Genomic DNA, 25,648 nt, shown 5'->3' on the forward strand with positions numbered 1-25,648 from the left:
TTTTTCTAGAGTGAGTATTAAGAAAATATAATAGTATATTTTTAAAAATAATTGACATAACCATAAAAATATGATACCTTTTATAAGGTAATACTTACAATACTAGCAATCTATGTGTAAAAATAATAGGTTGCTTTAAGATATGGACAGGACAAATTAGGAGGTGTGCCAAATGAGAGTTAAGGTAACTTTAGCATGTACTGAATGCAAACAAAGAAATTACAATACAACTAAAAACAAGAAAAACAATCCAGACAGAATAGAATTAAAAAAATATTGTAGATTCTGTAAAACACATACTACTCACAAAGAAACAAAATAGTTTATAAAGGATGTGACGTGGGAATGTCGGCCCAAACTAATATAAATTCGAATAAAGAAAATACTAAAAGTATAGGTATATTCTTGAAAGAAACTAAAGGGGAACTTAAAAAAGTTCATTGGCCAAACAAAAAAGAGCTAACTAAATATACTGGAGTAGTTCTAATGACATGTCTTTTAATGACTGTATTAGTGTGGGCGGTTGATTCTGGTATAGGATTTTTGTTAAAGCTTATGCTAAATAGATAATTCCGCAAAGGAGGTCAGTGTCATCTAATATTTAGGTAGATGGCAGTTAAGATAATATGTCAGAATTAGAACAAGCTAGATGGTATGTTGTTCATACCTACTCAGGTCACGAAAACAAAGTAAAAGCTACTATTGAAAAAGCTGTTAAAACTAGAGGTATGGAAGATTTCATACTAGATTTAGCTGTACCTACTGAAGAGATAGTAGAAACTAAGAATGGCAAGACAAAATCTAGACAAAGAAAAATATTCCCAGGATACGTTTTGATTAAAATGATTATTACTGATGAATCTTGGTATATAGTTAGAAACACTAAAGGAGTAACTGGATTCGTAGGCCCGGGATCTAAACCGGTTCCTTTATCAGAAGAAGAAGTTAAAACTATGGGTGTTGAAAAATCAACTCTAGAAATAGATTTAGAAGTTGGAGAAGCTATAACGGTTAAGTATGGACCGTTTGAAGGATTCATGGGAAATATTGAAGAAATAAATCTAGAAAAAGAAGTTGTGAAAGTATTAATATCGATGTTTGGTAGAGAAACTCCAGTTGAACTGGAATTCAATCAAATAGAAAAAATATAATCTAAAGAACAAACCTATCAAGGAGGTGTACTAAAATGGCTAAAAAAGTTATAGGACAAATAAAATTACAAATACCTGCAGGAAAAGCTACTCCAGCTCCACCAGTAGGACCAGCATTAGGACAACATGGTGTTAATATAATGGGATTCTGTAAAGAATTTAATGCTAAAACTGCAGATAAGGCTGGACTTATAATACCGGTTGTTATAACGGTTTATCAAGATAGATCTTTTACATTTATAACAAAAACTCCACCAGCTGCAGTATTACTTAAGAAAGCTGTTGGTTTAGAGTCAGCATCTGGAGAACCTAACAAGACAAAGGTTGCTACTATATCTAAAGATAAAGTAAGAGAAATAGCTGAAATGAAAATGCCTGATTTAAATGCTGCTACAGTTGAAGCTGCTATGAGCATGATAGCTGGAACTGCTAGAAGTATGGGTATTGTTGTAGAAGACTAATAATAACTTAAAAAAGTGGGAGGTAAAAATTACCGATATAAACCACAAGGAGGTAAATGAAATGGCTAAAAAAGGAAAAAACTACTTAGAAGCTTCTAAGTTAGTTGATAAAAACAAATTATATGATGCTTCTGAAGCATTATCATTAACAGTTGAAGCTGCTAAAGCTAAATTCGACGAGACAGTTGAAGCTCACATTAAATTAGGTGTAGATTCAAGACATGCAGACCAACAAGTAAGGGGTGCTGTAGTTCTTCCACACGGAACTGGTAAAACTAAGAAAGTTTTAGTATTTGCTAAAGGAGAAAAAGCTAAAGAAGCAGAAGCGGCAGGAGCAGATTTTGTTGGAGCTGAAGATTTATTAGCTAAAATCCAAGGTGAAAACTGGTTTGATTTTGATGTAGTTGTTGCAACTCCTGACATGATGGGTGTTGTAGGAAGATTAGGTAGAGTACTTGGACCAAAAGGTTTAATGCCAAATCCTAAGTCTGGAACAGTTACATTTGATGTTGCTAAGGCAATAGATGAAATAAAAGCAGGTAAGGTTGAATATAGATTAGATAAAACTAATATAATTCACGTTACAGTTGGTAAAGTTTCATTTGGAAAAGAAAAATTAGTAGAAAATTTCGCAGCTTTAATGGAAGCTATTATAAAAGCTAAGCCATCTGCTGCTAAAGGACAATACTTAAGATCTATTACAGTAGCATCTACTATGGGTCCTGGAGTTAAAATAAATCCAGTTAGAGTTGCAGAATAATAAAAAACTCTTGACATAGAGAATTAAATGTTTTATACTTAAAAAGTTGAAAAAATAAATGTTTTACCGTAGACAGTAGGTGCTTTATAGCTTAATTTTACCTACCGAGGTTTTCTATAAATTTATTAATTTAGAGAATGAAGCCTTTGTATGTCTACATACAAAGGCTTTTATAATGCGCGGTGAAATATATAAAATAGACGAAGGAGGTGGAGACCTAGATGTCTAAAATAGTAGAATTAAAAGGACAAGTTGTTTCAGAAATAGCTGAAAAATTAGAAAAGTCTTCGTCAACTGTAATTGTTGATTATAGAGGATTAACAGTGGAAGAAGTTACAGAACTTAGAAAGAAGTTCAGAGAAGCTGACGTAGAATACAAAGTTTACAAGAACACTCTTGTTAGAAGAGCGGCTAAGCAAGTTGGAATTAGCGAGTTAAATGATGAGTCGTTAGTTGGACCAAATGCAATAGCTTTTGGATATGAAGACCCAGTTGCTCCAGCTAGAGTTATAAGTGAATTTATGAAAAATCATCCAAAACTAGAACTTAAAATGGGAATAGTTGAAGGTGAATTCTATGGAAAAGAACAAATTGAAGAATTCTCTAAGATTCCTTCAAGAGAAGTTCTTATTGCAAAATTACTTGGCAGCTTAAAAGCTCCAGTTTCAAATTTTGCATACTTAGTAGATGCTTTAATCAAGAAGCAAGAGGGACAAGAAGCTTAATAAATTAACATTTAATAAAATATCGGAGGTGCTTAAAAATGACTATAGAGCAAATTTTAGAAGCTATAGAAAATATGAAAGTTTTAGAATTAAATGAATTAGTTAAAGCTGCAGAAGAAAAGTTTGGAGTATCTGCTTCTGCACCAGTAATGATGGCTGGAGCTGCTGGTGGAGCTGCTGCAGAAGAAAAAACTGAATTCGACGTAGTATTAGTTGATGCAGGATCTTCAAAAGTAGGAGTTATAAAGGCTGTTAGAGAAATAACTGGACTTGGATTAAAAGAAGCTAAAGCTGTAGTAGACGGAGCTCCAAAAGCTGTTAAAGAAGGAGCTTCAAAAGAAGAAGCTGAGCAAATCAAAGAAAAATTAGAAGCTGCGGGAGCTAAAGTAGAAGTAAAATAATTTACTTTAGGAAAAAGGGTGCCTATTGGGCACCTTTTTTTATGCGTTTTAAAAAAAATTAAAATAGACTTATAAAACATTTATAATTAAACTGAAAATGGATACAATAGAAAACAATGGAATAAATATAAATATTAAAAATTAACATTTAATTTGATTGACATTTTTAACAAAAATATGTTGACCTATTGACAAAAATATGATAACATTATTGAATGCATTGGAATGGAAAAAAAATTGTTTTTAAGTTTTATTTTTATTATGAGAGGTGAAAATGGAATGCCACATCCTGTCACAATAGGTAGAAGAACGAGAATGAGCTTTTCTAAAATTAATGAAGTTGCAAAACTTCCCAACCTTATAGAAATTCAGCTAGATTCCTATGATTGGTTTTTAGAAGAAGGACTGAAAGAAGTTTTTGAAGATATTTCACCTATAGAAGATTACACAGGTAATCTTATCTTAGAGTTTGTAGATTATTCCCTAGATGAAAAACCTAAATACGAAGTAGAAGAATGTAAAGAAAGAGACGTTACCTATTCAGCACCCTTAAAAGTCAAAGTTAGACTTATAAACAAGGAAACTGGAGAAGTTAAGGAACAAGAAGTTTTCATGGGAGACTTCCCATTGATGACTGAAAAAGGTACATTCATAATAAATGGAGCAGAAAGAGTAATAGTAAGTCAGCTTGTTAGATCTCCTGGAGTATATTTCAGTCAAGAGAGAGATAAATCAGGAAAAAGACTGATTTCATCTACGGTTATACCTAATAGAGGAGCATGGTTAGAGTATGAAACTGATTCTAATGACATAGTATCTGTTAGAGTTGACAGAACACGAAAACAACCTGTAACTGTACTATTAAGAGCTTTAGGTTTTGGAACTGATACGGAAATAATAGAACTTTTAGGTGAAGACGAAAGATTATATGCAACACTTGAGAAAGACAATACTAAAACTGTAGAAGAAGGTCTTATTGAAATATACAAAAAACTAAGACCGGGTGAACCACCTACGGTTGAGAGTGCTTCTTCTTTATTAAATTCGTTATTCTTTGATGCTAAAAGATATGATTTGGCTAAAGTAGGAAGATATAAGTTTAATAAAAAACTAGCTTTAGCGTATAGAATAATAAACAAAATAGCATCACATGATATAGTTAACACAGAAACTGGAGAAGTTTTTGTAAAAGAAGGAGAAAAAATATCTATAGAAAAAGCGAAAGCTATACAAAATTCAGGAATAAATGTAGTTAAGGTTTATTCTGAAGAAGATAAAGAAGTTAAAGTTATAGGAAATAACTTTGTAGATATAAAAGAGCACATATCATTTGATATAAGTGACTTGAAAGTAAAGGAAAAAGTTCACTACCCTACACTAAAAGAAATATTAGATACATACAGTAGTGAAGAAGAGATAAAAGATGCTATAAAGGATAGTATAAGAAAATTAGTACCTAAGCATATAATCTTAGACGATATTATTGCTTCTATAAACTATCAATTTAATTTATTCCACCAAATAGGTAATATCGATGATATAGACCATTTAGGGAATAGAAGAGTAAGATCTGTTGGGGAATTGCTTCAAAATCAATTCAGAATAGGTCTTTCTAGAATGGAAAGAGTAATTAAAGAAAGAATGACAATACAAGATATAGAAGTTGCAACTCCTCAAGCCTTAATTAATATAAGACCGGTTGCAGCAGCTATAAAAGAATTCTTCGGAAGTTCTCAGTTATCTCAGTTTATGGATCAAACAAATCCGTTATCGGAGCTTACACATAAGAGAAGGTTATCGGCACTTGGACCTGGTGGTCTTTCAAGAGAAAGAGCTGGCTTTGAGGTTCGTGACGTTCATCACTCTCATTATGGAAGAATGTGTCCTATAGAAACTCCAGAAGGTCCAAATATCGGACTTATCAACTCGCTTGGTACGTATGCTAAAATAAATGAATATGGGTTTATTGAAGCGAGTTACAGAAAAGTTGATAAACAAACTGGAGTAGTAACAGAGGAAATACATTATTTAACTGCAGATGAAGAAGATATATATATAAGAGCACAAGCTAATGAACCGCTTGATGCTGAAGGAAGATTTGTTAACAAAAGAGTTACATCAAGAACTACTAATGGTACAGTACAAGTTGTACCTCAGAATTTAGTTGATTATATGGATATATCTCCAAAACAAGTAGTTTCTGTCGCGACAGCTATGATTCCTTTTCTTGAAAATGATGATGCAAACCGTGCACTTATGGGATCGAACATGCAACGTCAGGCGGTACCTTTAGTTAGAAGAGAATCTCCTATTATAGGAACTGGAATAGAGTATAGAGCAGCTAAAGACTCTGGAGCAGTTGTTGTAGCTAAAAATTCTGGAGTTGTTGATAAATTAAGTGCGGATGAAATAGTTATAAAAAGAGAAGATGGAAATAAAGATAGATACAATATGCTTAAGTTTAAACGTTCAAACCAAGGAACATGCATAAATCAAACTCCTATAGTAAATAAGGGAGATAATATTGAAAAAGGTGATGTTATAGCGGATGGGCCATCTACAGATATGGGAGAAATCGCATTAGGTAGAAACTGTCTTATAGCATTCATGACTTGGGAAGGTTATAACTATGAGGATGCAATCCTTATAAATGAAAGATTAGTAAAAGAAGATAGATTATCTACTATTCATATAGAAGAATACGAAGCTGAAGCAAGAGATACAAAGCTTGGGCCGGAAGAAATAACAAGAGATATACCTAATGTTGGAGAAGATGCTATTAAAAACTTAGATGATAGAGGAATAATTAGAATAGGAGCAGAGGTAGAGTCTGGAGATATATTAGTTGGTAAGGTAACTCCTAAAGGAGAAACTGAACTTACTGCTGAAGAAAGACTTCTTAGAGCTATATTCGGAGAAAAAGCTAGAGAAGTTAGAGACACTTCTTTAAAGGTTCCTCACGGTGAATCGGGAATAATAGTAGATGTTAAGGTATTTACAAGAGAGAATGGGGATGAATTACCTCCAGGAGTAAATGAGCTTGTAAGATGTTATATAGCTAAGAAGAGAAAGATAAACGTAGGGGATAAGATGGCTGGACGTCATGGAAATAAAGGGGTTATATCTAGAATTTTACCTGAAGAAGATATGCCTTTTATGGAAGATGGTACACCAGTAGAGATAGTTTTAAATCCACTAGGGGTTCCGTCTCGTATGAACATCGGACAGGTTCTAGAAATTCACTTAGGTCTTGCAGCCAAAGCATTAGGATGGCATGTTGCTACATCTGTATTTGATGGAGCTAAAGAGGAAGATATAAGAGAAGCTTTAAAAGATGCTAATTATCCTGAAGATGGAAAACTTAGATTATGTGATGGAAGAACTGGAGAAGCATTTGATAATAGAGTAACGGTTGGATACATGTACATGCTTAAACTACATCACTTGGTTGATGATAAGTTACATGCTAGAAGTACTGGTCCTTACTCGTTAGTTACACAACAGCCTCTAGGTGGTAAAGCACAATTTGGAGGACAAAGATTTGGAGAGATGGAAGTTTGGGCTCTTGAAGCTTATGGAGCAGCTCATACGTTACAAGAAATACTAACTGTAAAATCAGATGATGTAATAGGACGTGTAAGAACATACGAAGCTATTGTTAAGGGCGAAAATATTCCTGAACCAGGAATTCCAGAATCATTTAAAGTTTTAATAAAGGAACTTCAAAGTTTATGCCTTGATGTAAAGGTATTAACAGAAGAAGATCAAGAAATAGAAGTAAAAGAGTCTGTAGATGAAGACGAAATCAATGAAAATTTCGAATGTATTGTTTCTAGTGAACAAGACACAGAAGAACCAGAAACTGCAGAAGAAGCTGATGAGGATTTTGAAATAGATTTTGATGAATCCTTATTAGAAGATGATTTAGATGAAGAATTTGATTTTTAATTAAATATAATAAAAGATGCTTAATGCTAGTTTTAATAAACTAGCATTAAGGTACTATGAAAATGATAAAGTTAATTACTTTAAATCTCAAAAAAAGAAGGGAGAGAACTCCTTGTTTGAATTAAATAATTTTGAGTCAATAAAAATAGCTTTAGCATCTCCTGAGAAAATAAGACAATGGTCAAAGGGAGAAGTAAAAAAGCCGGAAACTATAAATTATCGTACTTTGAAGCCAGAAAAAGATGGATTATTTTGTGAGAGAATATTTGGTCCAACTAAAGACTGGGAATGTCATTGTGGAAAATACAGAAGAGTTAGATACAAAGGTGTAGTATGTGATAGATGTGGAGTTGAAGTAACAAAATCTAAGGTTAGACGTGAAAGAATGGCTCATATAGAGCTTGCAGCTCCGGTATCTCACATATGGTACTTTAAAGGAATTCCAAGTAGAATGGGATTATTACTTGATATGTCGCCAAGATCACTTGAAAAAGTTTTATATTTCGCATCTTATATAGTTATAGATGCAGGTGAAACTGGCCTTACAGAAAAACAGCTTTTAACAGAAAAAGAATATAGAGACGCTCAAGATAAGTATGGAAATACATTCAAAGCAGGAATGGGAGCGGAAGCTGTAAAAGAGCTTTTAGTTAAAATCGACCTAGAGTCCTTATCAAAAGAGTTAAAATCAAAATTAAAAGATAGTACAGGACAAAAAAGAGTTAGAACTATAAGAAGAATGGAAGTTGTAGAGGCTTTCAAAAAATCTGATAATAAACCAGAGTGGATGATACTTGATGTGATTCCTGTAATACCTCCTGATTTAAGACCTATGGTTCAACTAGATGGAGGAAGATTTGCAACTTCAGATTTAAATGACTTATACAGAAGAGTTATAAATAGAAACAACAGACTAAAGAGATTATTAGAATTAGGAGCGCCTGATATAATCGTTAGAAATGAAAAAAGAATGCTTCAAGAAGCAGTAGATGCTCTTATTGATAACGGTAGAAGAGGTAGACCAGTAACTGGACCTGGAAACAGACCATTAAAATCTTTATCTGATATGTTAAAAGGAAAACAAGGACGTTTCCGTCAAAACCTTCTTGGTAAGCGTGTTGACTATTCAGGACGTTCTGTTATTGTAGTAGGACCAGAACTTAAATTTTATCAATGTGGTCTTCCAAAAAAAATGGCTTTAGAATTATTTAAACCCTTTGTAATGAATGCGCTTGTATCACAAGGCCATGCTCATAATATAAAGAGTGCAAAGAGAATGGTTGAAAAAGTAAAATCAGAGGTATGGGATGTTTTAGAAGAAGTAATAAAAGGACATCCAGTGTTACTAAATCGTGCTCCTACTCTTCATAGACTGGGAATACAAGCTTTTGAACCAACTTTAGTAGAAGGTAAGGCTATAAAATTACATCCTTTAGTTTGTTCGGCTTATAATGCCGATTTTGATGGAGACCAAATGGCAGTTCACGTACCTTTATCTGTTGAAGCGCAAGCTGAAGCTAGATTTTTAATGCTATCTCCTAACAATATATTAGCTCCTAAGGATGGTGCCCCTATAACTACTCCAACTCAGGATATGGTACTTGGAAGTTACTATTTAACTATAGAGATTGATGGAGAAAAAGGAGAAGGAAGCATATTTAAAGATTATAATGAAATGCTTCTTGCATACCAAACTGGAGCAGTTGGACTTCATGCGAAGGTTAAAGTAAGAAAAAAATTAATAGAAGAAGATAAATCTGTATTAGTAGAAAGTACTGTTGGTAGATTTATATTCAATGAGAATATACCTCAGGATTTAGGCTTTGTAGATAGAAGCAAAGAAAAACACTCATTAGAAGTAGACTTCTTAGTTGACAAAAAACAACTAGGAAAGATTATAGATAAATGTTTTAGAAAGCATGGAAATACTATTACGGCTATAATGCTTGATGATGTGAAAAATTTAGGATTTAAGTTCTCGACAAGAGGAGCTATAAGTATTTCGGTTGCAGATATGATAATACCTGATGAAAAACCACAGTTAATATCAGCAGCTGAAGAGATGGTAGAAAAGTATGAAAGAGCGTATAGAAGAGGTCTTATATCGAATGAAGAAAGAGAAGAAAAAGTTATAGAAACTTGGACTAATACTACTGAAGAAGTTACAGATGCTCTTATGAAAAGCTTGGGCCGTTTGAACAACGTATTTATAATGGCACACTCAGGAGCCAGAGGTAGTAAGAACCAAATAAGACAGCTTGGAGGAATGCGTGGTCTTATGGCTAATGCATCTGGTAAAACTGTAGAAATACCAGTTAAAGCCAACTTCCGTGAAGGGCTTACTGTACTTGAGTACTTTACATCTTCGCACGGTGCAAGAAAAGGACTGGCGGATACAGCGCTTCGTACAGCCGATTCAGGATATCTAACTAGAAGACTTGTTGACGTCAGTCAAGATGTTATCGTTAGAGAAGTTGATTGTGGAACACAAGAAGGTGTTTTAGTAGCAGCATTTAAAGATGGAAATGAAGTAATAGAAGAATTATACGATAGAATAGTTGGAAGATATACCCTTGAACAAATAGTAGATCCTAAAACTAATGAAATATTAGTAGAAGCTGATTCTAGAATAGATGAAGATGATGCTAGTAAAATAATAGATGCAGGGCTTGAAAAAGTAAAAATAAGATCTGTACTTAATTGTAAAACTTCGCATGGAGTTTGTTCTAAGTGTTATGGACGAAATCTTGCTACTGGTAAAGAGGTTAATATAGGTGAGGCAGTAGGTATAATAGCTGCTCAATCTATAGGTGAGCCTGGTACACAGCTTACAATGCGTACTTTCCATACAGGAGGAGTTGCAGGAGGAGATATCACACAAGGTCTTCCGAGGGTAGAAGAGCTATTTGAAGCTAGAAAACCTAAGGGACTTGCAATAATAACAGAAGTTTCAGGGACTGTTCAACTTGATGAAACAGGAAAGAAAAAAGAAGTTACTATAATAGATGAGTTTGGCGAATCAAAAATATATTCAATACCTTATGGATCAAGAATTAAAGTTAAGCAAGGACAATTCTTAGAAGCTGGAGATCCTATAACTGAAGGATCTATAAATCCACATGATATACTAAGAGTAAAAGGTGTTCTTGGAGTTCAGGATTATATAGTTAAAGAGGTTCAAAGGGTATATAGAATGCAGGGTGTTGATATCAATGATAAGCACGTTGAAGTTATCGTTAGACAAATGTTATCTAAGGTTAAAATAGATGATCCTGGAGATACTGATTTACTTCCAGGAGGACTTGTAGATATACTTGAATTTAATTCTGAAAATGAAAAAACAGTGACAAATGAATTAAGACCAGCAGTTTCAAAGAGGGTTTTATTAGGAATAACTAAAGCGTCTCTTGCTACAGAATCATTCCTATCAGCTGCTTCATTCCAAGAAACAACAAGAGTATTAACTGAAGCTGCTATAAAAGGAAAAGAAGATAATTTAATAGGTCTTAAAGAAAATGTAATTATAGGTAAATTGATACCTGCAGGAACAGGTATGAAAAGATATAAAAATATAGCTATTGAAAAAGTAGAAGAATAAAATAAAAATTAATTGATATGCTATATAATATAATTAAATTTTAATAAAACTAAAACATTACAATTCTTTTCTCTATCTACAGGATAAAGAAAAGAATTGTAAGTTATAGGATAAAATTACAACAACGTTTTTCAAAGATATATTGACACTAAACAGTATATAATGTTAAAATGTTAAAGTGTGCAAATTTAAGAAAGTGGACTTTTGAATATTTATCAGATTACACTTTAATCTTTTGAGTATTTAATAAGGAGGAAACTTTAATGGATTTACAAAGCTTGAGAAATGAAAAAAAAGTAATAGGCACCAAACAAGCAAGTAGAGCCTTAAAAGAAAATAAGGCAAAACTAGTTTTTATAGCACAAGACGCAGAAAAGCATGTTACAAAACGTGTGGAAGAATTATCGAAACAAAATAACGTAGAAATAATCTACGTTGATTTCATGGAGGAATTAGGCAGAATTTGCAATATACAAGTAGGAGCTGCCATAGTTGCTGTTTTGAAATAGTTGGCCGTCAACTAAAATATTGGAAGGAGGTGCGAACGATGCCAACAATAAGTCAGTTAGTTCGTAAAGGAAGAAAAGCAATAGAGAAGAAATCTACTGCTCCAGCTTTACAAAAAGGATTTAATTCATTAAACAAAAAATCTACAAATACTAGTTCGCCACAAAAAAGAGGAGTGTGTACTTCTGTTAAGACTGTAACTCCTAAAAAGCCTAACTCAGCTTTAAGAAAGATTGCCAGAGTTAGATTAACTAATGGAATAGAAGTTACTGCTTATATCCCAGGAGAAGGACACAACTTACAAGAGCATAGTGTTGTTCTTATAAGAGGTGGAAGAGTTAAAGACTTACCAGGAGTTAGATACCACATACTAAGAGGTACTTTAGATACTGCTGGGGTTGAAAACAGAGGTCAATCAAGATCTAAGTATGGTACAAAGAGACCTAAGGTTAAGAAATAATTTTAAAAAGATAATTTGAAAAATCGTTCGGTGCTTTAAATATATATAAATATTTACGGCATCACGGCAAATAATAAATTTGTCGAGTACCGATGATCTAAAAAAGATTAAGGAGGGAAGCACAATGCCAAGAAAAGGTAATGTTCCAAAGAGAGAAATCTTACCGGATCCGATATACGGAAGTAAGGTTGTTACTAAATTAATAAATAATTTAATGTTAGATGGTAAAAAAGGTAAGTCACAAAATATTGTGTACGGAGCTTTTGAACTTATAAAAGAAAGAACTGGAGAAGAGGCATTAGAAGTTTTTGAAAAAGCTATGAATAATATAATGCCAGTGCTTGAAGTTAAAGCTAGACGTGTTGGAGGAGCTAACTACCAAGTACCGATTGAAGTAAGACCAGAAAGAAGACAAACTTTAGGCCTTAGATGGTTAGTTAAGTATACTAGAGCTCGTGGAGAAAAGGGTGCTGTAGAAAAATTAGCTAAAGAAATAATGGATGCTGCTAACAACACAGGTGCATCAGTTAAAAAGAAAGAAGATACTCATAAGATGGCAGAGGCTAATAAAGCATTTGCTCATTATAGATGGTAAAATATATAAAAACTGATAATGTTAATATCAGAAAGGAGGATACCTGTGGCTAGACAATTTTCTTTAGAAAACACTAGAAATATAGGTATAATGGCTCATATAGATGCAGGAAAAACTACTACTACTGAGAGAATCCTGTTCTATACTGGTGTTACTCGTAAAATAGGAGAGACTCATGAAGGGGCTTCTCAAATGGACTGGATGGAGCAGGAAAAGGAAAGAGGTATAACAATAACTTCTGCTGCTACAACTTGTCAATGGAATGGAAATAGAATAAATATAATAGACACTCCTGGACACGTAGACTTCACTGTTGAGGTTGAAAGATCTCTTAGAGTTCTTGATGGATCAGTTGCAGTTTTCTGTGCAAAGGGTGGGGTTGAACCTCAATCAGAAAATGTATGGAGACAAGCTGATACTTATGGAGTTCCAAGAATTGCATTTGTAAACAAAATGGATAGAACAGGTGCTGATTTCTTCAACGTTGTAGAAATGATGAAGGATAGATTAGGAGCTAATGCAGTTGCAGCTCAATTACCAATAGGTAACGAAGATCAGTTCACGGGAATTGTTGATCTTGTTGAAATGAATGCAAGAATATACAAAGATGACCTGGGTCAAGACATGGAAACGGTAGAAATACCTGAAGATCTAAAAGACCAGGCTCAAGAATATAGAGAAACATTAGTTGAAACTGTTGCTGAAACAGATGAAGAATTAATGATGAGATATTTAGAAGGCGAAGAAATATCTAATGAAGAATTAAAGTCTGCTTTAAGAAAAGCTGTTATTGCTTGTGAGATAAACCCAGTATTCTGTGGTACTGCTTACAAGAACAAAGGAGTACAGTTATTATTAGATGCAGTTATAGATTACATGCCATCTCCTGTTGAAGTGCCAGCTATAACTGGTATGACACCAGATGGAGATGAAGAGTCTAGACCATCTTCTGATGAAGAACCTTTTGCAGCATTAGCATTTAAGATAATGGCTGATCCATTTATCGGAAAACTTGCTTTCTTTAGAGTATATTCTGGAGTATTACAATCTGGTTCTTATATAATCAACTCAACTAAGAACAAGAAAGAAAGAATTGGGCGTATATTACAAATGCATGCTAACTCAAGAGAAGAAATCTCTGAAGTTCATGCAGGTGATATAGCTGCAGCGGTTGGACTTAAAGATACTACTACTGGAGATACTTTATGTGATCCAAACCATCCAATTGTTCTTGAATCAATGGAATTCCCAGAGCCTGTTATTTCTGTTGCTATAGAGCCTCAATCTAAAGCAGCTCAAGAAAAAATGGGTATAGCTCTTCAAAGACTTGCTGAAGAGGATCCAACATTTAGAGTTCGTACTGATGAAGAAACAGGACAAACTATAATATCTGGTATGGGTGAGCTTCACCTTGAGATTATAGTTGATAGATTGTTAAGAGAATTTAAAGTAGAAGCTAACGTTGGAGCTCCACAAGTTGCATACAGAGAAACTATTACTCAAGAAGTTGATATTGATAATAAGTACTCTAAGCAATCTGGTGGTAGAGGACAGTATGGTCACGTTAAGATTAGAGTTAGACCTTCTGAGCCAGGTGTAGGCTACAAGTTTATTAACAAGGTAGTTGGGGGATCAATCCCTAAAGAATACATTGGACCAATTGATACTGGTATCCAAGGAGCTATGGAAGCAGGTATTGTAGCAGGGTATCCTGTTGTTGACGTTGAAGTTGAATTATATGATGGTTCTTACCATGATGTCGATTCATCTGAAATGGCGTTTAAGGTTGCAGCTTCTATGGCATTCAAAGAAGCTATGAGAAAAGCAAGCTCAATTCTTCTTGAGCCATACTTCAAAGTAGAAGTAGTAACTCCAGAAGATTACATGGGAGATGTAATGGGTGACTTAAACTCTAGACGTGGTAGAATAGAAGGAATGGAAGCTAGATCAGGTGCACAAGTAATAAATGCATATGTTCCTCTTTCAGAAATGTTTGGATATTCAACGATTTTAAGATCAATGTCTCAAGGTCGTGCGACATATACAATGATATTCGATCACTACGAGCAAGTTCCAGCATCTGTTGCTAAAAAAATAGCAGAAGGAAAATAATATAAAAAAATGGTAGGGATATAAATATCCCTACCTTAATATAAGGAGGAATAAAAAATGGCAAAAGCTAAATTTGAAAGAAATAAGCCACACGTTAACATCGGAACAATAGGACACGTTGACCACGGTAAAACAACATTAACAGCAGCTATAACAAAAACATTATTCTCAAGATATGAATTAGGAGAAGCAGTAGATTTTGCAAATATAGATAAAGCTCCAGAAGAAAGAGAAAGAGGAATCACAATTTCAACAGCACACGTTGAATATGAGACTCCAAATAGACACTACGCACACGTTGACTGCCCAGGACATGCTGACTACGTTAAGAACATGATTACAGGAGCAGCTCAAATGGATGGAGCAATCTTAGTTTGTTCTGCAGCAGATGGTCCAATGCCTCAAACAAGAGAGCATATACTACTTTCAAGACAAGTTGGAGTACCATACATAGTAGTATTCTTAAACAAGTGTGATATGGTAGATGACGAAGAGTTATTAGAGCTTGTTGAAATGGAAGTAAGAGACTTATTAAATGAGTATGAATTCCCAGGAGATGACACTCCAATAGTAAAAGGATCAGCTCTTAAAGCATTAGAAGATCCATCAAGTGAGTGGGGAGACAAAATAGTAGAATTATTCGAAGAAATCGATGCATATATCCCAGAGCCAGAAAGAGATATAGACAAGACTTTCTTAATGCCAGTAGAGGACGTATTCTCAATCACAGGAAGAGGAACAGTTGCAACTGGTAGAGTAGAAAGAGGAATCTTAAAGGTTCAAGATGAAGTTGAAATAGTAGGACTTGCAGAAGAATCTAAAAAGATTGTTTGTACAGGAGTAGAAATGTTCAGAAAGCTTCTAGATCAAGCACAAGCTGGAGATAACATCGGAGCACTATTAAGAGGTGTTCAAAGAGATGATATACAAAGAGGACAAGTATTAGCTAAGCCAGGATCAATAAAGCCTCATACTAAAGTAATGGCAGAGGTATATGTATTAAAGAAAGAAGAGGGAGGAAGACATACACCGTTCTTCGATGGATATAGACCTCAATTCTACTTTAGAACAACAGATGTTACAGGATCAATAAAATTACCAGAAGGAACAGAAATGGTAATGCCTGGAGATAACATCACAATGGAAGTTGAATTAATTTCTCCAATAGCAATGGAAGAGGGATTAAGATTCGCTATCCGTGAGGGTGGAAGAACAGTAGGAGCAGGAGTAGTTGCTTCTATAATGGAATAATTAAAATAAAGAGAAGGTATATGCCTTCTCTTTTTTTATAAAAAAAACTTTACAATCTAATATCTTTATTATAAAATAAAAACTGTTGAAAACGGATTATAGTTATAAATGTAATTAAAATAAATTAAAAACATATTTTTTAAAAAAACCCTTGAAAAAAATGTGTTTTTAATATAAAATATAATAGTGTGTTTGAGAAATGCGATGAAGTAAAAGGTTGCTGACCACCAGGTAATTTTTACAGAGTATGTCTGTATCTCAGAATCGGGCGACCTGATCCTACGCTGTGTTTTGAAAAAAACAACACACCCGGAACAGTGTAAAGGGATCAAGTCGTACGTGCAAATTAAACGTGCGATAAAGGAGGGAAAATTAAATGGCTAAGAATGAGAAAATAAGAATTAGATTAAAATCATATGATCACAAGATACTGGATTTATCAGCAGAAAAAATAGTTGAAACTGCTAAGAAGACAGGAGCTAAGGTTTCAGGACCAGTACCGCTACCTACTGAAAAACAAATAATAACTATATTAAGAGCAGTTCATAAATACAAGGATTCTAGAGAACAATTTGAAATGAGAACTCACAAGAGACTTGTAGATATAACAAATCCAACACCAAAAACTGTAGATTCTTTAATGAAGTTAGATTTACCAGCAGGTGTTGATATTGAAATCAAATTATAATAAATTTGATACTAAGATATGGATATAGATATACCTTATCTTAGAATGATTACGAATACGTAATCCGCTGTAAGATTATAGGAGGTGTCAATGATGAATGGATTATTAGGTAAAAAAATTGGGATGACTCAAATATTTACTGAAGAAGGTAATGTTATTCCTGTTACTGTTATTGAAGCAGGACCAATGGTAGTTACTCAAATAAAGAATGTAGAAAATGATGGATACAGTGCAGTTCAAGTTGGTTTTGGAGAGGCTAAAGAGAAATCTTTAAACAAACCTCAAAAAGGACAGTTTGAAAAAGCAGGAGTATCATTCAGAAAGCATTTAAAAGAATTTAGAGTTGAGAACTCAAGTGAGTATACAGTAGGACAAGAAATAGCTGCTGATATATTTACAACAGGAGAAAAAGTAGATGTTACTGGAATAAGTAAAGGTAAGGGATTCCAAGGGGTTATAAAGAGACATGGTCAAAGTAGAGGTCCTGAATCTCACGGTTCAAGATACCACAGAAGACCAGGTTCAATGGGAGCTTGTGCTACACCTGGTAGAGTGTTCAAGGGTAAAAAATTAGCTGGACACATGGGAGTAGATAAAGTTACTATTCAAAACCTAGAAGTTGTAAGAGTAGATGCTGAAAAGAACTTAATATTAGTTAAAGGTGCTATACCTGGAGCTAAGCGTTCGTTAATTACTATAAAAAAAGCAGTAAAGTCAAGCAAGTAATTTAATCTTGTAAGAAAGGAGGAAGCAAAATGCCAAAAGTAGATATATTAAACATTAACGGTGAAAAGGTTGATGAATTAGTATTATCAGATAACGTATTCGGTGCTGAAGTTAATGAACACGTTTTATATGAAGTAGTAAAGAATCAATTAGCCAATAAAAGACAAGGTACTCAATCTGCTAAAACTAGATCTGAAGTAAGAGGTGGAGGAAGAAAGCCTTGGAGACAAAAAGGAACTGGTAGAGCAAGACAAGGTAGTACAAGATCACCTCAATGGGTAGGTGGAGGAATTGTATTCGCACCAAAGCCTAGAGATTATAGATATACTTTACCTAAGAAGGTAAGAAGATTAGCTATGAAGTGTGCTTTATCATCTAAAGTTCAAAATAAAGAAATAATAGTTTTAGATGCATTAAATATGGAAGCTCCAAAGACTAAAGAATTCGCTAAAATACTTAACAATTTAAAAGTAGAAAAGAAAGCTTTAGTAGTTTTAGGAGAAAACAATAAAAATGTAATAAAGTCAGCTTCAAACATAGAAGGAGTTACAACTGCTCTTGTTAACACTATAAATGTATATGATATATTAAAACATGATGCATTTATCATAACTAAAGATGCTGTTGAAAAAGTGGAGGAGGTGTACGCGTAATGACTAATCCACATGATATAATTGTAAAACCTGTTATAAGTGAACAAAGTATGGCGGATATGGCTTCTAAAAAATACACTTTTGTAGTTTCTAAAAGAGCTAACAAAACTGAGATAAAGAAAGCTGTTGAAACTGTATTTGGTGTTTCAGTCGATAAAGTAAACACTTTAAACTATAGCGGAAAAGAAAAAAGAATGGGAAAACATGTAGGTAGAACTGCAAGCTTTAAGAAGGCTGTTATTACTTTAACAGCTGATAGTAAAGAAATAGAGTTCTTCGAAGGCGTGTAGGAATCAAGCAAGAAGGAGGGAAATAAGATGGCTATTAAAAAGTTTAAACCAACTTCTCCTGGATTAAGACAAATGACGGTTTTAGTTTCTGATGAAATAACTAAACATGAACCGGAGAAATCATTACTTGTTTCTTTAAAGAAACATTCAGGAAGAAATGCTCATGGTAAAATAACTGTTCGTCATAAAGGTGGCGGAGCTAAGAAAAAATATAGAATAATAGATTTTAAGAGAAATAAAGATGGTGTTCCTGCGAAAGTTACTGCAGTTGAATACGATCCAAATAGAACTGCTAACATAGCATTATTAGCTTATGCTGATGGAGAAAAAAGATATATATTAGCACCTAATGGAATTAAGGTTGGAGAAACTTTAATGTCAGGTGAAAATGCAGATATCAAAGTGGGAAATGCTTTAGTATTAAAAGATATCCCAGTAGGTACTTTAGTGCACAATATCGAATTAAAAGTTGGAAAAGGTGGACAAATAGTAAGATCTGCTGGAGCTTCAGCTCAGTTAATGGCTAAAGAAGGAAAGCATGCTCTTTTAAGATTACCATCTGGAGAAATGAGATATGTTAATATCAACTGTAGAGCTACAATAGGACAAGTTGGAAACTTAGAACACTTCAACGTAACTATAGGTAAAGCAGGAAGAAAGAGACATATGGGAATTAGACCAACAGTAAGAGGATCTGTAATGAACCCTTGCGACCATCCACACGGAGGAGGAGAAGGTAGAGCGCCAATAGGTAGACCATCACCGGTTACACCTTGGGGTAAACCAGCTCTTGGATACAAAACTCGTAAGAAAAACAAAGCTTCTGATAAATTAATAGTATCAAGAAGAAAGAAATAATACACATTAATAAGTAATGGGAAGGAGGAAAGCAAATGGGAAGATCAACTAAAAAAGGACCTTTTGTTCACCCGCGTCTTCTTAAGAAGATAGAAGCTATGAATGCTGCAAATGAAAAGAAAGTTATAAAGACTTGGTCAAGAGCATCAACTATATTTCCTCAAATGGTAGAACATACTATAGCTGTACATGATGGTAGAAAACACGTGCCAGTTTATGTAACAGAAGATATGGTTGGACATAAATTAGGAGAATTTGCTCCTACAAGAACTTTTAAAGGACATAAAGACGACGAAAAGTCTTCTAAGAGAAAATAGTCCGTTTACAATGGAAGGAGGTAATCGCTGTGGAAGCTAGAGCAACTGCTAAATATATACGTATAGCACCAAGAAAAGCAGGTCAAGTAGCTGATATTGTTAGAGGAAAGAATGTAAATGAAGCCTTAGCAATATTAAAGTATACGCCAAGAGGTGCCGCACCAGTAATAGCTAAAGTTGTGAAATCTGCAATGGCTAACGCTGAAAATAATTACAATATGGACGTAGATAAGTTATATGTTGCGGAAGTATTTGCAAACCAAGGCCCTACAATGAAGAGATTCATGCCAAGAGCTATGGGAAGAGCTACAACTATTAGAAAAAGAACAAGTCATATAGAGGTAGTACTGAAAGAAAGATAAATTTATCTATAGAAGGAGGGAAATCAATGGGTCAAAAGGTTAACCCACACGGCTTTAGAGTCGGAGTGATAAAGGACTGGGATTCTAGATGGTTTGCTGATAAAAAAGAGTTCGGTGCTTTTATATTAGAAGATCATACTATACGTAAATTCTTAAAGAATAAATTAAATACATCTGGAGTTTCTAAAATAGAAATCGAAAGAGCTGCTAATAAAATTAGACTACATTTATCTGTTGCTAAACCAGGAATGGTAATAGGTAGAGGTGGATCTGGAATAGAAGCTTTAAAAGCCGAATTAGAAAAAATGACTAAGAAAAATGTTTATATAAACATTGTAGAAGTTAAGCATCCAGAAAAAGAAGCTCAATTAATAGCAGAAAATATAGCTTTAGCTATTGAAAGAAGAGTATCTTTCAGAAGAGCTATGAAGCAAGCTATACAAAGAGCTATGAGAGCAGGAGTTAAAGGTATAAAGGTTTCTGCATCTGGTAGACTTGGTGGAGCTGAAATGGCTAGAACTGAAGGATACAGTGAAGGAAATGTACCTCTTCAAACTTTAAGAGCTGATATAGCTTATGGATTTGCTGAATCAAACACAACTTATGGTAAAATAGGAATCAAAGTTTGGGTTTGTAACGGAGAAGTTCTTCCATCAAAAAATGGTTTTGCGCCAAGAGTGATAGAAGAGAGAAAAGATAAGAAAAGAAGAGATAACAGAGATAACAGAAACAACAAATCTCAAAGATATCCAAAGAAAGAGGCTTAATAAGTAGATATTAAGGAAGGAGGAAATGCTCATGTTAATGCCTAAAAGAGTAAAGCGTCGTAGAGTTCACAGAGGTAAAATGTCTGGTCAAGCTCATAAAGGTAATAAGGTTACTTATGGAGAGTTTGGATTAGTAGCATTAGAGCCAGCATGGATAACTTCTAATCAAATAGAAGCTGCCAGAATAGCGATGACAAGATATATAAAAAGAGGGGGAAAAGTTTGGATAAAGATATTCCCTCATAAGCCAGTAACTAGAAAGCCAGCAGAAACTCGTATGGGAGCCGGAAAAGGATCACCAGAGTACTGGGTAGCTGTAGTTAAACCTGGTAGAGTAATGTTTGAACTTGCAGGAGTTCCAGAAGAAAAAGCTAGAGAAGCTATGAGACTTGCTATGCATAAGCTTCCTGTTAAATGTAAATTTGTTATGCGTGAAGAAACTGAAGTAAAGGGTGGTGAAGCGGATGAAAGCTAAAGAGTTAAGAGATATGACTAGCTCAGAGTTAAATCAAAAGATAAATGAATTTAAAAGTGAATTATTTAGCTTAAGATTCCAATTAGCTACAGGACAGCTTGAAAATACATCTAGAGTTAAGTTCGTTAAAAAAGATATAGCTAGAGTAAAGACCATCCTTATAGAAAGAGAACTAGAAGAATCTAGAGCTTAGTAGCTTAAAAGAAGGGAGGCTCTCAATATGGAAAGAGGAAGTAGAAAAGTTAGAATAGGCCGTGTTGTAAGTGATAAAATGGACAAAACTATAGTTGTTGCTGTAGAGGAATTTGTTCGTCATCCATTATACGGAAAAGCTGTAAAAAGAACTAAGAAATTCAAAGCTCATGATGAGCAAAATGTATGCAATATTGGAGATAGAGTAAAAATAATGGAAACTAGACCTTTATCTAAAGATAAGAGATTTAGATTAGTTGAAGTTATAGAGCAAGCTAAATAATACAGGCGAAAAGGAGGGATTATGAATGATACAACAGGAGACACGTTTAAAAGTTGCTGATAATTCAGGTGGTAAAGAACTATTATGTATACGTGTTTTAGGCGGAAGTGGAAGAAAGTATGCAAACGTTGGAGATGTAATAGTTGCTACTGTTAAAAGTGCAACACCTGGTGGAGTTGTTAAAAAAGGTAAAGTTGTTAAAGCTGTAGTAGTAAGAACTAAACAAGGTCTAAGACGTAAAGACGGTAGTTATATAACATTTGATGAAAATGCTGCTGTTATAATAAAAGACGATAAAACTCCTATGGGAACTCGTATCTTCGGGCCTGTTGCAAGAGAGTTAAGAGATAAGGATTTTATGAAGATAGTTTCTCTTGCTCCAGAGGTACTATAATTAAGGAGGTGCAATAGAAGATGATGCGCGTAAAAAAAGATGATACTGTTGTTGTTATATCGGGAAAAGATAAAGGCAAAAAAGGTAAAGTCCTACAAGTTTTCACTAAACAAGAAAAAGTGATAGTTGAAGGCGTAAACATGGCTACAAAACATCAAAAACCTAACGCTAAAGTGCAACAAGGTGGAATTGTACATCAAGAAGCACCTATACATGTTTCAAATGTTATGCTGTTTGATGCTAAAGAAGGTAAAGGTGTAAGAGTAGGATTTAAAGTATTAGAAGATGGAACAAAAGTAAGAGTGTCTAGAAAGAGCGGAGAAGAAATATAATATCTTGAAAGGAGGGACCAAAAGTGGCTTCAAGATTAAAAGAAAAGTACACTAAAGAAGTTGCTCCAGCATTAATGGAGAAATTCGCATATAAAAATGTTATGGAGATACCTAAACTTGAAAAAGTTATAATAAACATGGGTATTGGTGATGCAAAAGAAAATGCAAAATCACTAGAAGCAGCAATTGTAGAATTAGAAAAGATAAGTGGGCAAAAACCTGTTACTACTAAAGCCAAGAAATCTGTTGCAAACTTTAAATTAAGAGAAGGAATGCCAGTTGGTGCTAAAGTAACATTAAGAGGAGATAAAATGCATCACTTTGTTGATAAGTTATTCAACATTTCTTTACCAAGAGTTAGAGACTTTAGAGGAGTTAATCCTAATTCATTTGATGGAAGAGGAAACTATGCGCTTGGAATTAAAGAGCAATTAATTTATCCAGAAATAGAATATGATAAAGTTGATAAAGTAAGAGGTATGGATATAATATTTGTTACTAGTGCTAAGAATGATGAGCAAGCACGTGAATTATTAAAATTATTAGGAATGCCATATTCTAAGTAATCAAAGGAGGGATTCCAATGGCTAGAAAAGCTATGGTTGTGAAACAACAAAGAAAACAAAAGTATAAAACTAGAGAATATACTAGATGTAGTATATGTGGTAGACCACATGCTGTTTTAAGAAAATTCGGCATATGTCGTATATGCTTTAGAGAACTAGCTTACAAAGGAGAAATACCTGGAGTTAGAAAAGCAAGCTGGTAATATATGAAAGGAGGTCAAAACTATGACAATGACAGATCCAATAGCGGATATGCTAACACGTATAAGAAATGCTAATACAGTTAAACATGAAACTGTTGACATACCTGCTTCAAATATTAAAAAAGAAATAGCTAGAATTCTGTTAGAAGAAGGATTTATAAAAGGCTATGATGTAATAGAAGATGGTAAACAAGGAATAATTAGAGCTCAATTAAAGTACGGAAAAAACAACGAGAGAGTTATAACTGGAATAAAGAGAATTTCAAAGCCAGGAATGAGAGTTTATGCAGCTAAGCATGAAACACCAAGAGTTTTGAATGGGCTTGGAATTTCAATAATATCTACTTCAAAAGGGATAATAACAGATAAACAATCTAGAAAAGAAGGCGTTGGCGGAGAAGTAATTTGCTACGTTTGGTAATATAAAGAAGGCTGCAAGGAGGTGTAGATATGTCAAGAATAGGTATTAAGCCAATTGAAATAGCAGAAGGCGTAAACGTTATAATAGGAGAAGAGAACGTTATAACAGTTAAAGGCCCTAAAGGAGAACTTACAAAAAAGTTTGTAGAAGATTTAAAAATAACTAAAGAAGAGAACTCTATAGTAGTTGAAAGACCTACGAATAATAAAAGACATAGATCTTTACACGGATTAACTAGAACACTTATAGCTAATATGGTTGAGGGTGTTACTAAAGGATATGAAAAGAAATTAGAGTTAGTTGGTGTAGGTTATAGAGCTCAAAAGCAAGGTACTAAGTTAGTTATGAGTTTAGGATTTTCTCATCCAGTAGAAATGGAAGATCCAGAAGGAATAATGACTGAAACACCTAATCAAACTGAGATACTAGTTAAAGGTATAGATAAGCAATTAGTAGGTAACTATGCTGCTAAGATAAGAGCTTGGAGAAAGCCAGAGCCATATAAAGGCAAAGGAGTTAAGTACGCTGGTGAAGTTATAAGACGTAAAGAAGGAAAAACAGGTAAGTAAAAAATTTAGAATAGAAAGGAGTGAATATGGGTGTTCAAAAAAGTAGATAAAAATAAGAACAGACTCCAAAGACACAAAAGAGTTCGTAAGAAAATTCATGGAAGCTCTGAAACACCAAGAGTAAATATATTTAGAAGTAATTCTAATATATACGCTCAAATAATAGATGATGTTAACGCATGTACTTTAATTGCCGCTTCTTCTCTTGAGGCAGAGGTTAAAAATGCTGTTGGAAACACTGGAAATAAAGAAGCTGCTAAGCTTGTAGGTAAACTATTAGCTAAAAAAGCTTTAGAAAAAGGAATTAAAGAAGTTGTATTTGATCGTGGTGGATATATCTATCATGGTAGAGTACAAGAATTAGCAGAGGGAGCTAGAGAAGGCGGCCTTGAGTTTTAATAAAAGGAGGGAAATACATGCTTCGTAAACCTATAGATTCAAGACAACTTGACTTAAAAGAAAAAGTTGTTCAAATAAGACGTGTTACTAAAGTTGTTAAGGGTGGTAGAAACTTCAGATTTGCTGCTTTAGTAATAGTTGGAGATGAAAACGGATACGTAGGATTAGGTACTGGTAAAGCTATGGAAGTACCTGATGCTATTAAAAAAGCAATAGATGATGCAAAGAAAAACTTAATTAATGTACCTATGGTTGGAACTACAATTCCTCACCAAGTAAAAGGACATTTTGGCGCAGGTAATATATTAATAATGCCAGCACAAGAAGGTACAGGTGTTATCGCTGGAGGACCTGTTCGTGCGGTTCTTGAGCTTGCAGGATTAAAAGATGTTAGAGCTAAATCTTTAGGATCTAACAATGCTAGAAATATGGTAAATGCTACTATAGAAGGACTTAAGTCTCTAAGAACTGCTGAAGATATAGCAAAACTTAGAGGTAAAAAAGTTGAAGACCTTCTAGGATAAGGAGGTATTTAAATGGCTAATTTAAAAATAACATTAGTAAAAGGATTAATAGGAACTAATCCTAAGCAAAGAAAAACAGTTGAGGCTCTTGGTCTTAAAAAAAGACATCAAGTAGTTGAGCAGCCAGATAATCCTCAAACAAGAGGAATGATCAAAATAGTAGAACACTTAGTAGAAGTTAAGTAATATATAACATAGAAAGAAGGAGGTGTAATCATGAAATTACATGAGTTAAGACCTGCTGAAGGCGCTGTTAAAAACAGAAAGAGACTAGGAAGAGGAACTGCAACTGGTCAAGGTAAAACTTCTGGACGTGGTCAAAAAGGACAAAACTCTCGTTCAGGTGGAGGAGTAAGACCAGGATTTGAAGGAGGGCAAATGCCTATATATAGAAGACTTCCAAAGAGAGGTTTCACTAATATATTCAAGAAAGCGTACTCACTAGTGAATGTAGAAAGATTAAATATATTTGAAAACGGTGCTGAGATAACTCCAGAAATCCTTAAAGAAAAAGGAATAATCAGAAAGATTGAAAAAGATGGAGTTAAGATATTAGGTGAAGGTACATTAGAGGTAAACGTAACAGTTAAATCTCAAAAATTCACTAAATCAGCTATTGAAAAAATAGAAGCAGCTGGAGGAAAGGTAGAGGTGATCTAA

35 protein-coding genes and 1 other annotated feature are annotated in these 25,648 nt (G+C 34.0%); all 35 genes read left to right on the plus strand.

Going from position 1 to position 25,648, the window contains the following annotated elements; genetic code table 11:
• Positions 1-172 precede the first annotated feature (172 nt).
• On the plus strand, positions 173-322 hold the full coding sequence (gene rpmG / locus Tmeso_RS10925) for a 50S ribosomal protein L33 (protein WP_099191103.1): 150 nt from the start codon (positions 173-175) through the stop codon (positions 320-322).
• A 23-nt stretch (positions 323-345) separates the two neighbouring features.
• Positions 346-570, plus strand: coding sequence for a preprotein translocase subunit SecE (gene secE / locus Tmeso_RS10930; RefSeq protein WP_099191105.1), 225 nt, complete (start codon positions 346-348; stop codon positions 568-570).
• Positions 571-626: 56 nt separating this feature from the next.
• Positions 627-1,151: a transcription termination/antitermination protein NusG gene (nusG, locus tag Tmeso_RS10935; RefSeq protein WP_099191107.1), complete on the plus strand. Its 525-nt coding sequence runs from the start codon at positions 627-629 to the stop codon at positions 1,149-1,151.
• A gap of 35 nt (positions 1,152-1,186) precedes the next feature.
• A complete protein-coding gene (gene rplK / locus Tmeso_RS10940; RefSeq protein WP_099191109.1) occupies positions 1,187-1,612 on the plus strand; it encodes a 50S ribosomal protein L11 in 426 nt (141 codons plus the stop codon).
• Between the two features lie 61 nt (positions 1,613-1,673).
• Positions 1,674-2,372 (plus strand): 50S ribosomal protein L1, encoded by a 699-nt coding sequence (gene rplA, locus Tmeso_RS10945; protein ID WP_099191111.1) that lies wholly within the window; start codon positions 1,674-1,676, stop codon positions 2,370-2,372.
• Positions 2,373-2,420: 48 nt separating this feature from the next.
• Positions 2,421-2,555: a sequence feature (ribosomal protein L10 leader region), on the plus strand.
• Positions 2,556-2,593: 38 nt separating this feature from the next.
• On the plus strand, positions 2,594-3,097 hold the full coding sequence (gene rplJ / locus Tmeso_RS10950; RefSeq protein WP_099191113.1) for a 50S ribosomal protein L10: 504 nt from the start codon (positions 2,594-2,596) through the stop codon (positions 3,095-3,097).
• Positions 3,098-3,135: 38 nt separating this feature from the next.
• Positions 3,136-3,498, plus strand: a complete 363-nt coding sequence (gene rplL / locus Tmeso_RS10955) for a 50S ribosomal protein L7/L12 (protein WP_099191115.1) — start codon at positions 3,136-3,138, stop codon at positions 3,496-3,498.
• A gap of 279 nt (positions 3,499-3,777) precedes the next feature.
• Positions 3,778-7,446 carry a DNA-directed RNA polymerase subunit beta gene (gene rpoB / locus Tmeso_RS10960; protein WP_099191117.1) on the plus strand — a complete coding sequence of 1,223 codons (3,669 nt, stop codon included), beginning with the start codon at positions 3,778-3,780 and terminating at the stop codon, positions 7,444-7,446.
• Positions 7,447-7,558: 112 nt separating this feature from the next.
• Positions 7,559-11,044 (plus strand): DNA-directed RNA polymerase subunit beta', encoded by a 3,486-nt coding sequence (gene rpoC, locus Tmeso_RS10965; protein WP_099191119.1) that lies wholly within the window; start codon positions 7,559-7,561, stop codon positions 11,042-11,044.
• A 263-nt stretch (positions 11,045-11,307) separates the two neighbouring features.
• A complete protein-coding gene (locus tag Tmeso_RS10970) occupies positions 11,308-11,553 on the plus strand; it encodes a ribosomal L7Ae/L30e/S12e/Gadd45 family protein (RefSeq protein ID WP_099191121.1) in 246 nt (81 codons plus the stop codon).
• 38 nt (positions 11,554-11,591) lie between these two features.
• A complete protein-coding gene (gene rpsL, locus Tmeso_RS10975; RefSeq protein WP_099191123.1) occupies positions 11,592-12,011 on the plus strand; it encodes a 30S ribosomal protein S12 in 420 nt (139 codons plus the stop codon).
• 124 nt (positions 12,012-12,135) lie between these two features.
• Complete coding sequence (gene rpsG, locus Tmeso_RS10980; RefSeq protein ID WP_099191125.1) at positions 12,136-12,606, plus strand: 30S ribosomal protein S7; 471 nt, start codon at positions 12,136-12,138, stop codon at positions 12,604-12,606.
• A 45-nt stretch (positions 12,607-12,651) separates the two neighbouring features.
• Entirely contained in the window at positions 12,652-14,718 is a 2,067-nt protein-coding gene (gene fusA / locus Tmeso_RS10985; RefSeq protein ID WP_099191127.1) for an elongation factor G, read from the plus strand.
• Positions 14,719-14,775: 57 nt separating this feature from the next.
• Complete coding sequence (gene tuf / locus Tmeso_RS10990; protein ID WP_099191129.1) at positions 14,776-15,969, plus strand: elongation factor Tu; 1,194 nt, start codon at positions 14,776-14,778, stop codon at positions 15,967-15,969.
• Between the two features lie 376 nt (positions 15,970-16,345).
• Complete coding sequence (gene rpsJ, locus Tmeso_RS10995; protein WP_099191131.1) at positions 16,346-16,657, plus strand: 30S ribosomal protein S10; 312 nt, start codon at positions 16,346-16,348, stop codon at positions 16,655-16,657.
• Positions 16,658-16,750: 93 nt separating this feature from the next.
• Entirely contained in the window at positions 16,751-17,383 is a 633-nt protein-coding gene (rplC, locus tag Tmeso_RS11000) for a 50S ribosomal protein L3 (protein WP_099191133.1), read from the plus strand.
• 29 nt (positions 17,384-17,412) lie between these two features.
• Complete coding sequence (gene rplD, locus Tmeso_RS11005; RefSeq protein WP_099191135.1) at positions 17,413-18,036, plus strand: 50S ribosomal protein L4; 624 nt, start codon at positions 17,413-17,415, stop codon at positions 18,034-18,036.
• Complete coding sequence (gene rplW / locus Tmeso_RS11010; protein ID WP_099191137.1) at positions 18,036-18,326, plus strand: 50S ribosomal protein L23; 291 nt, start codon at positions 18,036-18,038, stop codon at positions 18,324-18,326. Before rplD ends, rplW begins: the two co-directional genes overlap by 1 nt.
• 27 nt (positions 18,327-18,353) lie before the next feature.
• Positions 18,354-19,184, plus strand: coding sequence for a 50S ribosomal protein L2 (gene rplB, locus Tmeso_RS11015; RefSeq protein WP_099191139.1), 831 nt, complete (start codon positions 18,354-18,356; stop codon positions 19,182-19,184).
• Positions 19,185-19,219: 35 nt separating this feature from the next.
• Complete coding sequence (rpsS, locus tag Tmeso_RS11020) at positions 19,220-19,501, plus strand: 30S ribosomal protein S19 (RefSeq protein WP_099191141.1); 282 nt, start codon at positions 19,220-19,222, stop codon at positions 19,499-19,501.
• Positions 19,502-19,530: 29 nt separating this feature from the next.
• Positions 19,531-19,863, plus strand: coding sequence for a 50S ribosomal protein L22 (gene rplV / locus Tmeso_RS11025; RefSeq protein WP_099191143.1), 333 nt, complete (start codon positions 19,531-19,533; stop codon positions 19,861-19,863).
• Positions 19,864-19,889: 26 nt separating this feature from the next.
• Positions 19,890-20,630, plus strand: a complete 741-nt coding sequence (gene rpsC / locus Tmeso_RS11030) for a 30S ribosomal protein S3 (protein ID WP_099191145.1) — start codon at positions 19,890-19,892, stop codon at positions 20,628-20,630.
• Positions 20,631-20,661: 31 nt separating this feature from the next.
• Positions 20,662-21,105 carry a 50S ribosomal protein L16 gene (gene rplP, locus Tmeso_RS11035; RefSeq protein WP_099191147.1) on the plus strand — a complete coding sequence of 148 codons (444 nt, stop codon included), beginning with the start codon at positions 20,662-20,664 and terminating at the stop codon, positions 21,103-21,105.
• Entirely contained in the window at positions 21,095-21,298 is a 204-nt protein-coding gene (rpmC, locus tag Tmeso_RS11040; protein WP_099191149.1) for a 50S ribosomal protein L29, read from the plus strand. Before rplP ends, rpmC begins: the two co-directional genes overlap by 11 nt.
• Positions 21,299-21,325: 27 nt before the next feature.
• Entirely contained in the window at positions 21,326-21,580 is a 255-nt protein-coding gene (gene rpsQ, locus Tmeso_RS11045) for a 30S ribosomal protein S17 (protein WP_099191151.1), read from the plus strand.
• A gap of 25 nt (positions 21,581-21,605) precedes the next feature.
• Positions 21,606-21,974, plus strand: a complete 369-nt coding sequence (rplN, locus tag Tmeso_RS11050) for a 50S ribosomal protein L14 (protein WP_099191153.1) — start codon at positions 21,606-21,608, stop codon at positions 21,972-21,974.
• 23 nt (positions 21,975-21,997) lie between these two features.
• Positions 21,998-22,306, plus strand: coding sequence for a 50S ribosomal protein L24 (rplX, locus tag Tmeso_RS11055; protein ID WP_099191206.1), 309 nt, complete (start codon positions 21,998-22,000; stop codon positions 22,304-22,306).
• Between the two features lie 23 nt (positions 22,307-22,329).
• A complete protein-coding gene (rplE, locus tag Tmeso_RS11060) occupies positions 22,330-22,872 on the plus strand; it encodes a 50S ribosomal protein L5 (protein WP_099191155.1) in 543 nt (180 codons plus the stop codon).
• Between the two features lie 17 nt (positions 22,873-22,889).
• On the plus strand, positions 22,890-23,075 hold the full coding sequence (locus tag Tmeso_RS11065; RefSeq protein WP_099191157.1) for a type Z 30S ribosomal protein S14: 186 nt from the start codon (positions 22,890-22,892) through the stop codon (positions 23,073-23,075).
• Between the two features lie 22 nt (positions 23,076-23,097).
• Positions 23,098-23,496 (plus strand): 30S ribosomal protein S8, encoded by a 399-nt coding sequence (gene rpsH, locus Tmeso_RS11070; protein WP_099191159.1) that lies wholly within the window; start codon positions 23,098-23,100, stop codon positions 23,494-23,496.
• Positions 23,497-23,525: 29 nt separating this feature from the next.
• The gene (gene rplF / locus Tmeso_RS11075) at positions 23,526-24,065 is read left to right on the plus strand and encodes a 50S ribosomal protein L6 (RefSeq protein WP_099191160.1); all 540 of its coding nucleotides are present in this window, start codon (positions 23,526-23,528) and stop codon (positions 24,063-24,065) included.
• Between the two features lie 30 nt (positions 24,066-24,095).
• Complete coding sequence (gene rplR / locus Tmeso_RS11080) at positions 24,096-24,464, plus strand: 50S ribosomal protein L18 (RefSeq protein ID WP_099191162.1); 369 nt, start codon at positions 24,096-24,098, stop codon at positions 24,462-24,464.
• Between the two features lie 17 nt (positions 24,465-24,481).
• Positions 24,482-24,988 (plus strand): 30S ribosomal protein S5, encoded by a 507-nt coding sequence (gene rpsE, locus Tmeso_RS11085; RefSeq protein ID WP_099191164.1) that lies wholly within the window; start codon positions 24,482-24,484, stop codon positions 24,986-24,988.
• A gap of 12 nt (positions 24,989-25,000) precedes the next feature.
• Positions 25,001-25,174 carry a 50S ribosomal protein L30 gene (rpmD, locus tag Tmeso_RS11090; protein WP_099191166.1) on the plus strand — a complete coding sequence of 58 codons (174 nt, stop codon included), beginning with the start codon at positions 25,001-25,003 and terminating at the stop codon, positions 25,172-25,174.
• 30 nt (positions 25,175-25,204) lie between these two features.
• On the plus strand, positions 25,205-25,648 hold the full coding sequence (gene rplO / locus Tmeso_RS11095) for a 50S ribosomal protein L15 (protein ID WP_099191168.1): 444 nt from the start codon (positions 25,205-25,207) through the stop codon (positions 25,646-25,648).

The organism is Tepidibacter mesophilus (assembly GCF_002724055.1).
GTDB lineage: Bacteria > Bacillota > Clostridia > Peptostreptococcales > Peptostreptococcaceae > Tepidibacter_A > Tepidibacter_A mesophilus.

Coding starts and splice junctions, on each gene's coding strand:
- rplF (WP_099191160.1), top strand. CDS start 23,526: ATGTCAAGAATAGGTATTAAGCCAATTGAAATAGCAGAAGGCGTAAAC.
- rplA (WP_099191111.1), top strand. CDS start 1,674: ATGGCTAAAAAAGGAAAAAACTACTTAGAAGCTTCTAAGTTAGTTGAT.
- nusG (WP_099191107.1), top strand. CDS start 627: ATGTCAGAATTAGAACAAGCTAGATGGTATGTTGTTCATACCTACTCA.
- rpmC (WP_099191149.1), top strand. CDS start 21,095: ATGAAAGCTAAAGAGTTAAGAGATATGACTAGCTCAGAGTTAAATCAA.
- Tmeso_RS10970 (WP_099191121.1), top strand. CDS start 11,308: ATGGATTTACAAAGCTTGAGAAATGAAAAAAAAGTAATAGGCACCAAA.
- rpsQ (WP_099191151.1), top strand. CDS start 21,326: ATGGAAAGAGGAAGTAGAAAAGTTAGAATAGGCCGTGTTGTAAGTGAT.
- rpsJ (WP_099191131.1), top strand. CDS start 16,346: ATGGCTAAGAATGAGAAAATAAGAATTAGATTAAAATCATATGATCAC.
- rpsH (WP_099191159.1), top strand. CDS start 23,098: ATGACAATGACAGATCCAATAGCGGATATGCTAACACGTATAAGAAAT.
- rpsS (WP_099191141.1), top strand. CDS start 19,220: ATGGGAAGATCAACTAAAAAAGGACCTTTTGTTCACCCGCGTCTTCTT.
- rpsC (WP_099191145.1), top strand. CDS start 19,890: ATGGGTCAAAAGGTTAACCCACACGGCTTTAGAGTCGGAGTGATAAAG.
- rplP (WP_099191147.1), top strand. CDS start 20,662: ATGTTAATGCCTAAAAGAGTAAAGCGTCGTAGAGTTCACAGAGGTAAA.
- rpsE (WP_099191164.1), top strand. CDS start 24,482: ATGCTTCGTAAACCTATAGATTCAAGACAACTTGACTTAAAAGAAAAA.
- rplN (WP_099191153.1), top strand. CDS start 21,606: ATGATACAACAGGAGACACGTTTAAAAGTTGCTGATAATTCAGGTGGT.
- rplX (WP_099191206.1), top strand. CDS start 21,998: ATGCGCGTAAAAAAAGATGATACTGTTGTTGTTATATCGGGAAAAGAT.
- rplK (WP_099191109.1), top strand. CDS start 1,187: ATGGCTAAAAAAGTTATAGGACAAATAAAATTACAAATACCTGCAGGA.
- rplW (WP_099191137.1), top strand. CDS start 18,036: ATGACTAATCCACATGATATAATTGTAAAACCTGTTATAAGTGAACAA.
- rpmD (WP_099191166.1), top strand. CDS start 25,001: ATGGCTAATTTAAAAATAACATTAGTAAAAGGATTAATAGGAACTAAT.
- rplC (WP_099191133.1), top strand. CDS start 16,751: ATGAATGGATTATTAGGTAAAAAAATTGGGATGACTCAAATATTTACT.
- rplD (WP_099191135.1), top strand. CDS start 17,413: ATGCCAAAAGTAGATATATTAAACATTAACGGTGAAAAGGTTGATGAA.
- Tmeso_RS11065 (WP_099191157.1), top strand. CDS start 22,890: ATGGCTAGAAAAGCTATGGTTGTGAAACAACAAAGAAAACAAAAGTAT.
- rpsL (WP_099191123.1), top strand. CDS start 11,592: ATGCCAACAATAAGTCAGTTAGTTCGTAAAGGAAGAAAAGCAATAGAG.
- rplB (WP_099191139.1), top strand. CDS start 18,354: ATGGCTATTAAAAAGTTTAAACCAACTTCTCCTGGATTAAGACAAATG.
- secE (WP_099191105.1), top strand. CDS start 346: ATGTCGGCCCAAACTAATATAAATTCGAATAAAGAAAATACTAAAAGT.
- rpoB (WP_099191117.1), top strand. CDS start 3,778: ATGCCACATCCTGTCACAATAGGTAGAAGAACGAGAATGAGCTTTTCT.
- tuf (WP_099191129.1), top strand. CDS start 14,776: ATGGCAAAAGCTAAATTTGAAAGAAATAAGCCACACGTTAACATCGGA.
- rplL (WP_099191115.1), top strand. CDS start 3,136: ATGACTATAGAGCAAATTTTAGAAGCTATAGAAAATATGAAAGTTTTA.
- rplJ (WP_099191113.1), top strand. CDS start 2,594: ATGTCTAAAATAGTAGAATTAAAAGGACAAGTTGTTTCAGAAATAGCT.
- rpmG (WP_099191103.1), top strand. CDS start 173: ATGAGAGTTAAGGTAACTTTAGCATGTACTGAATGCAAACAAAGAAAT.
- rpsG (WP_099191125.1), top strand. CDS start 12,136: ATGCCAAGAAAAGGTAATGTTCCAAAGAGAGAAATCTTACCGGATCCG.
- rplO (WP_099191168.1), top strand. CDS start 25,205: ATGAAATTACATGAGTTAAGACCTGCTGAAGGCGCTGTTAAAAACAGA.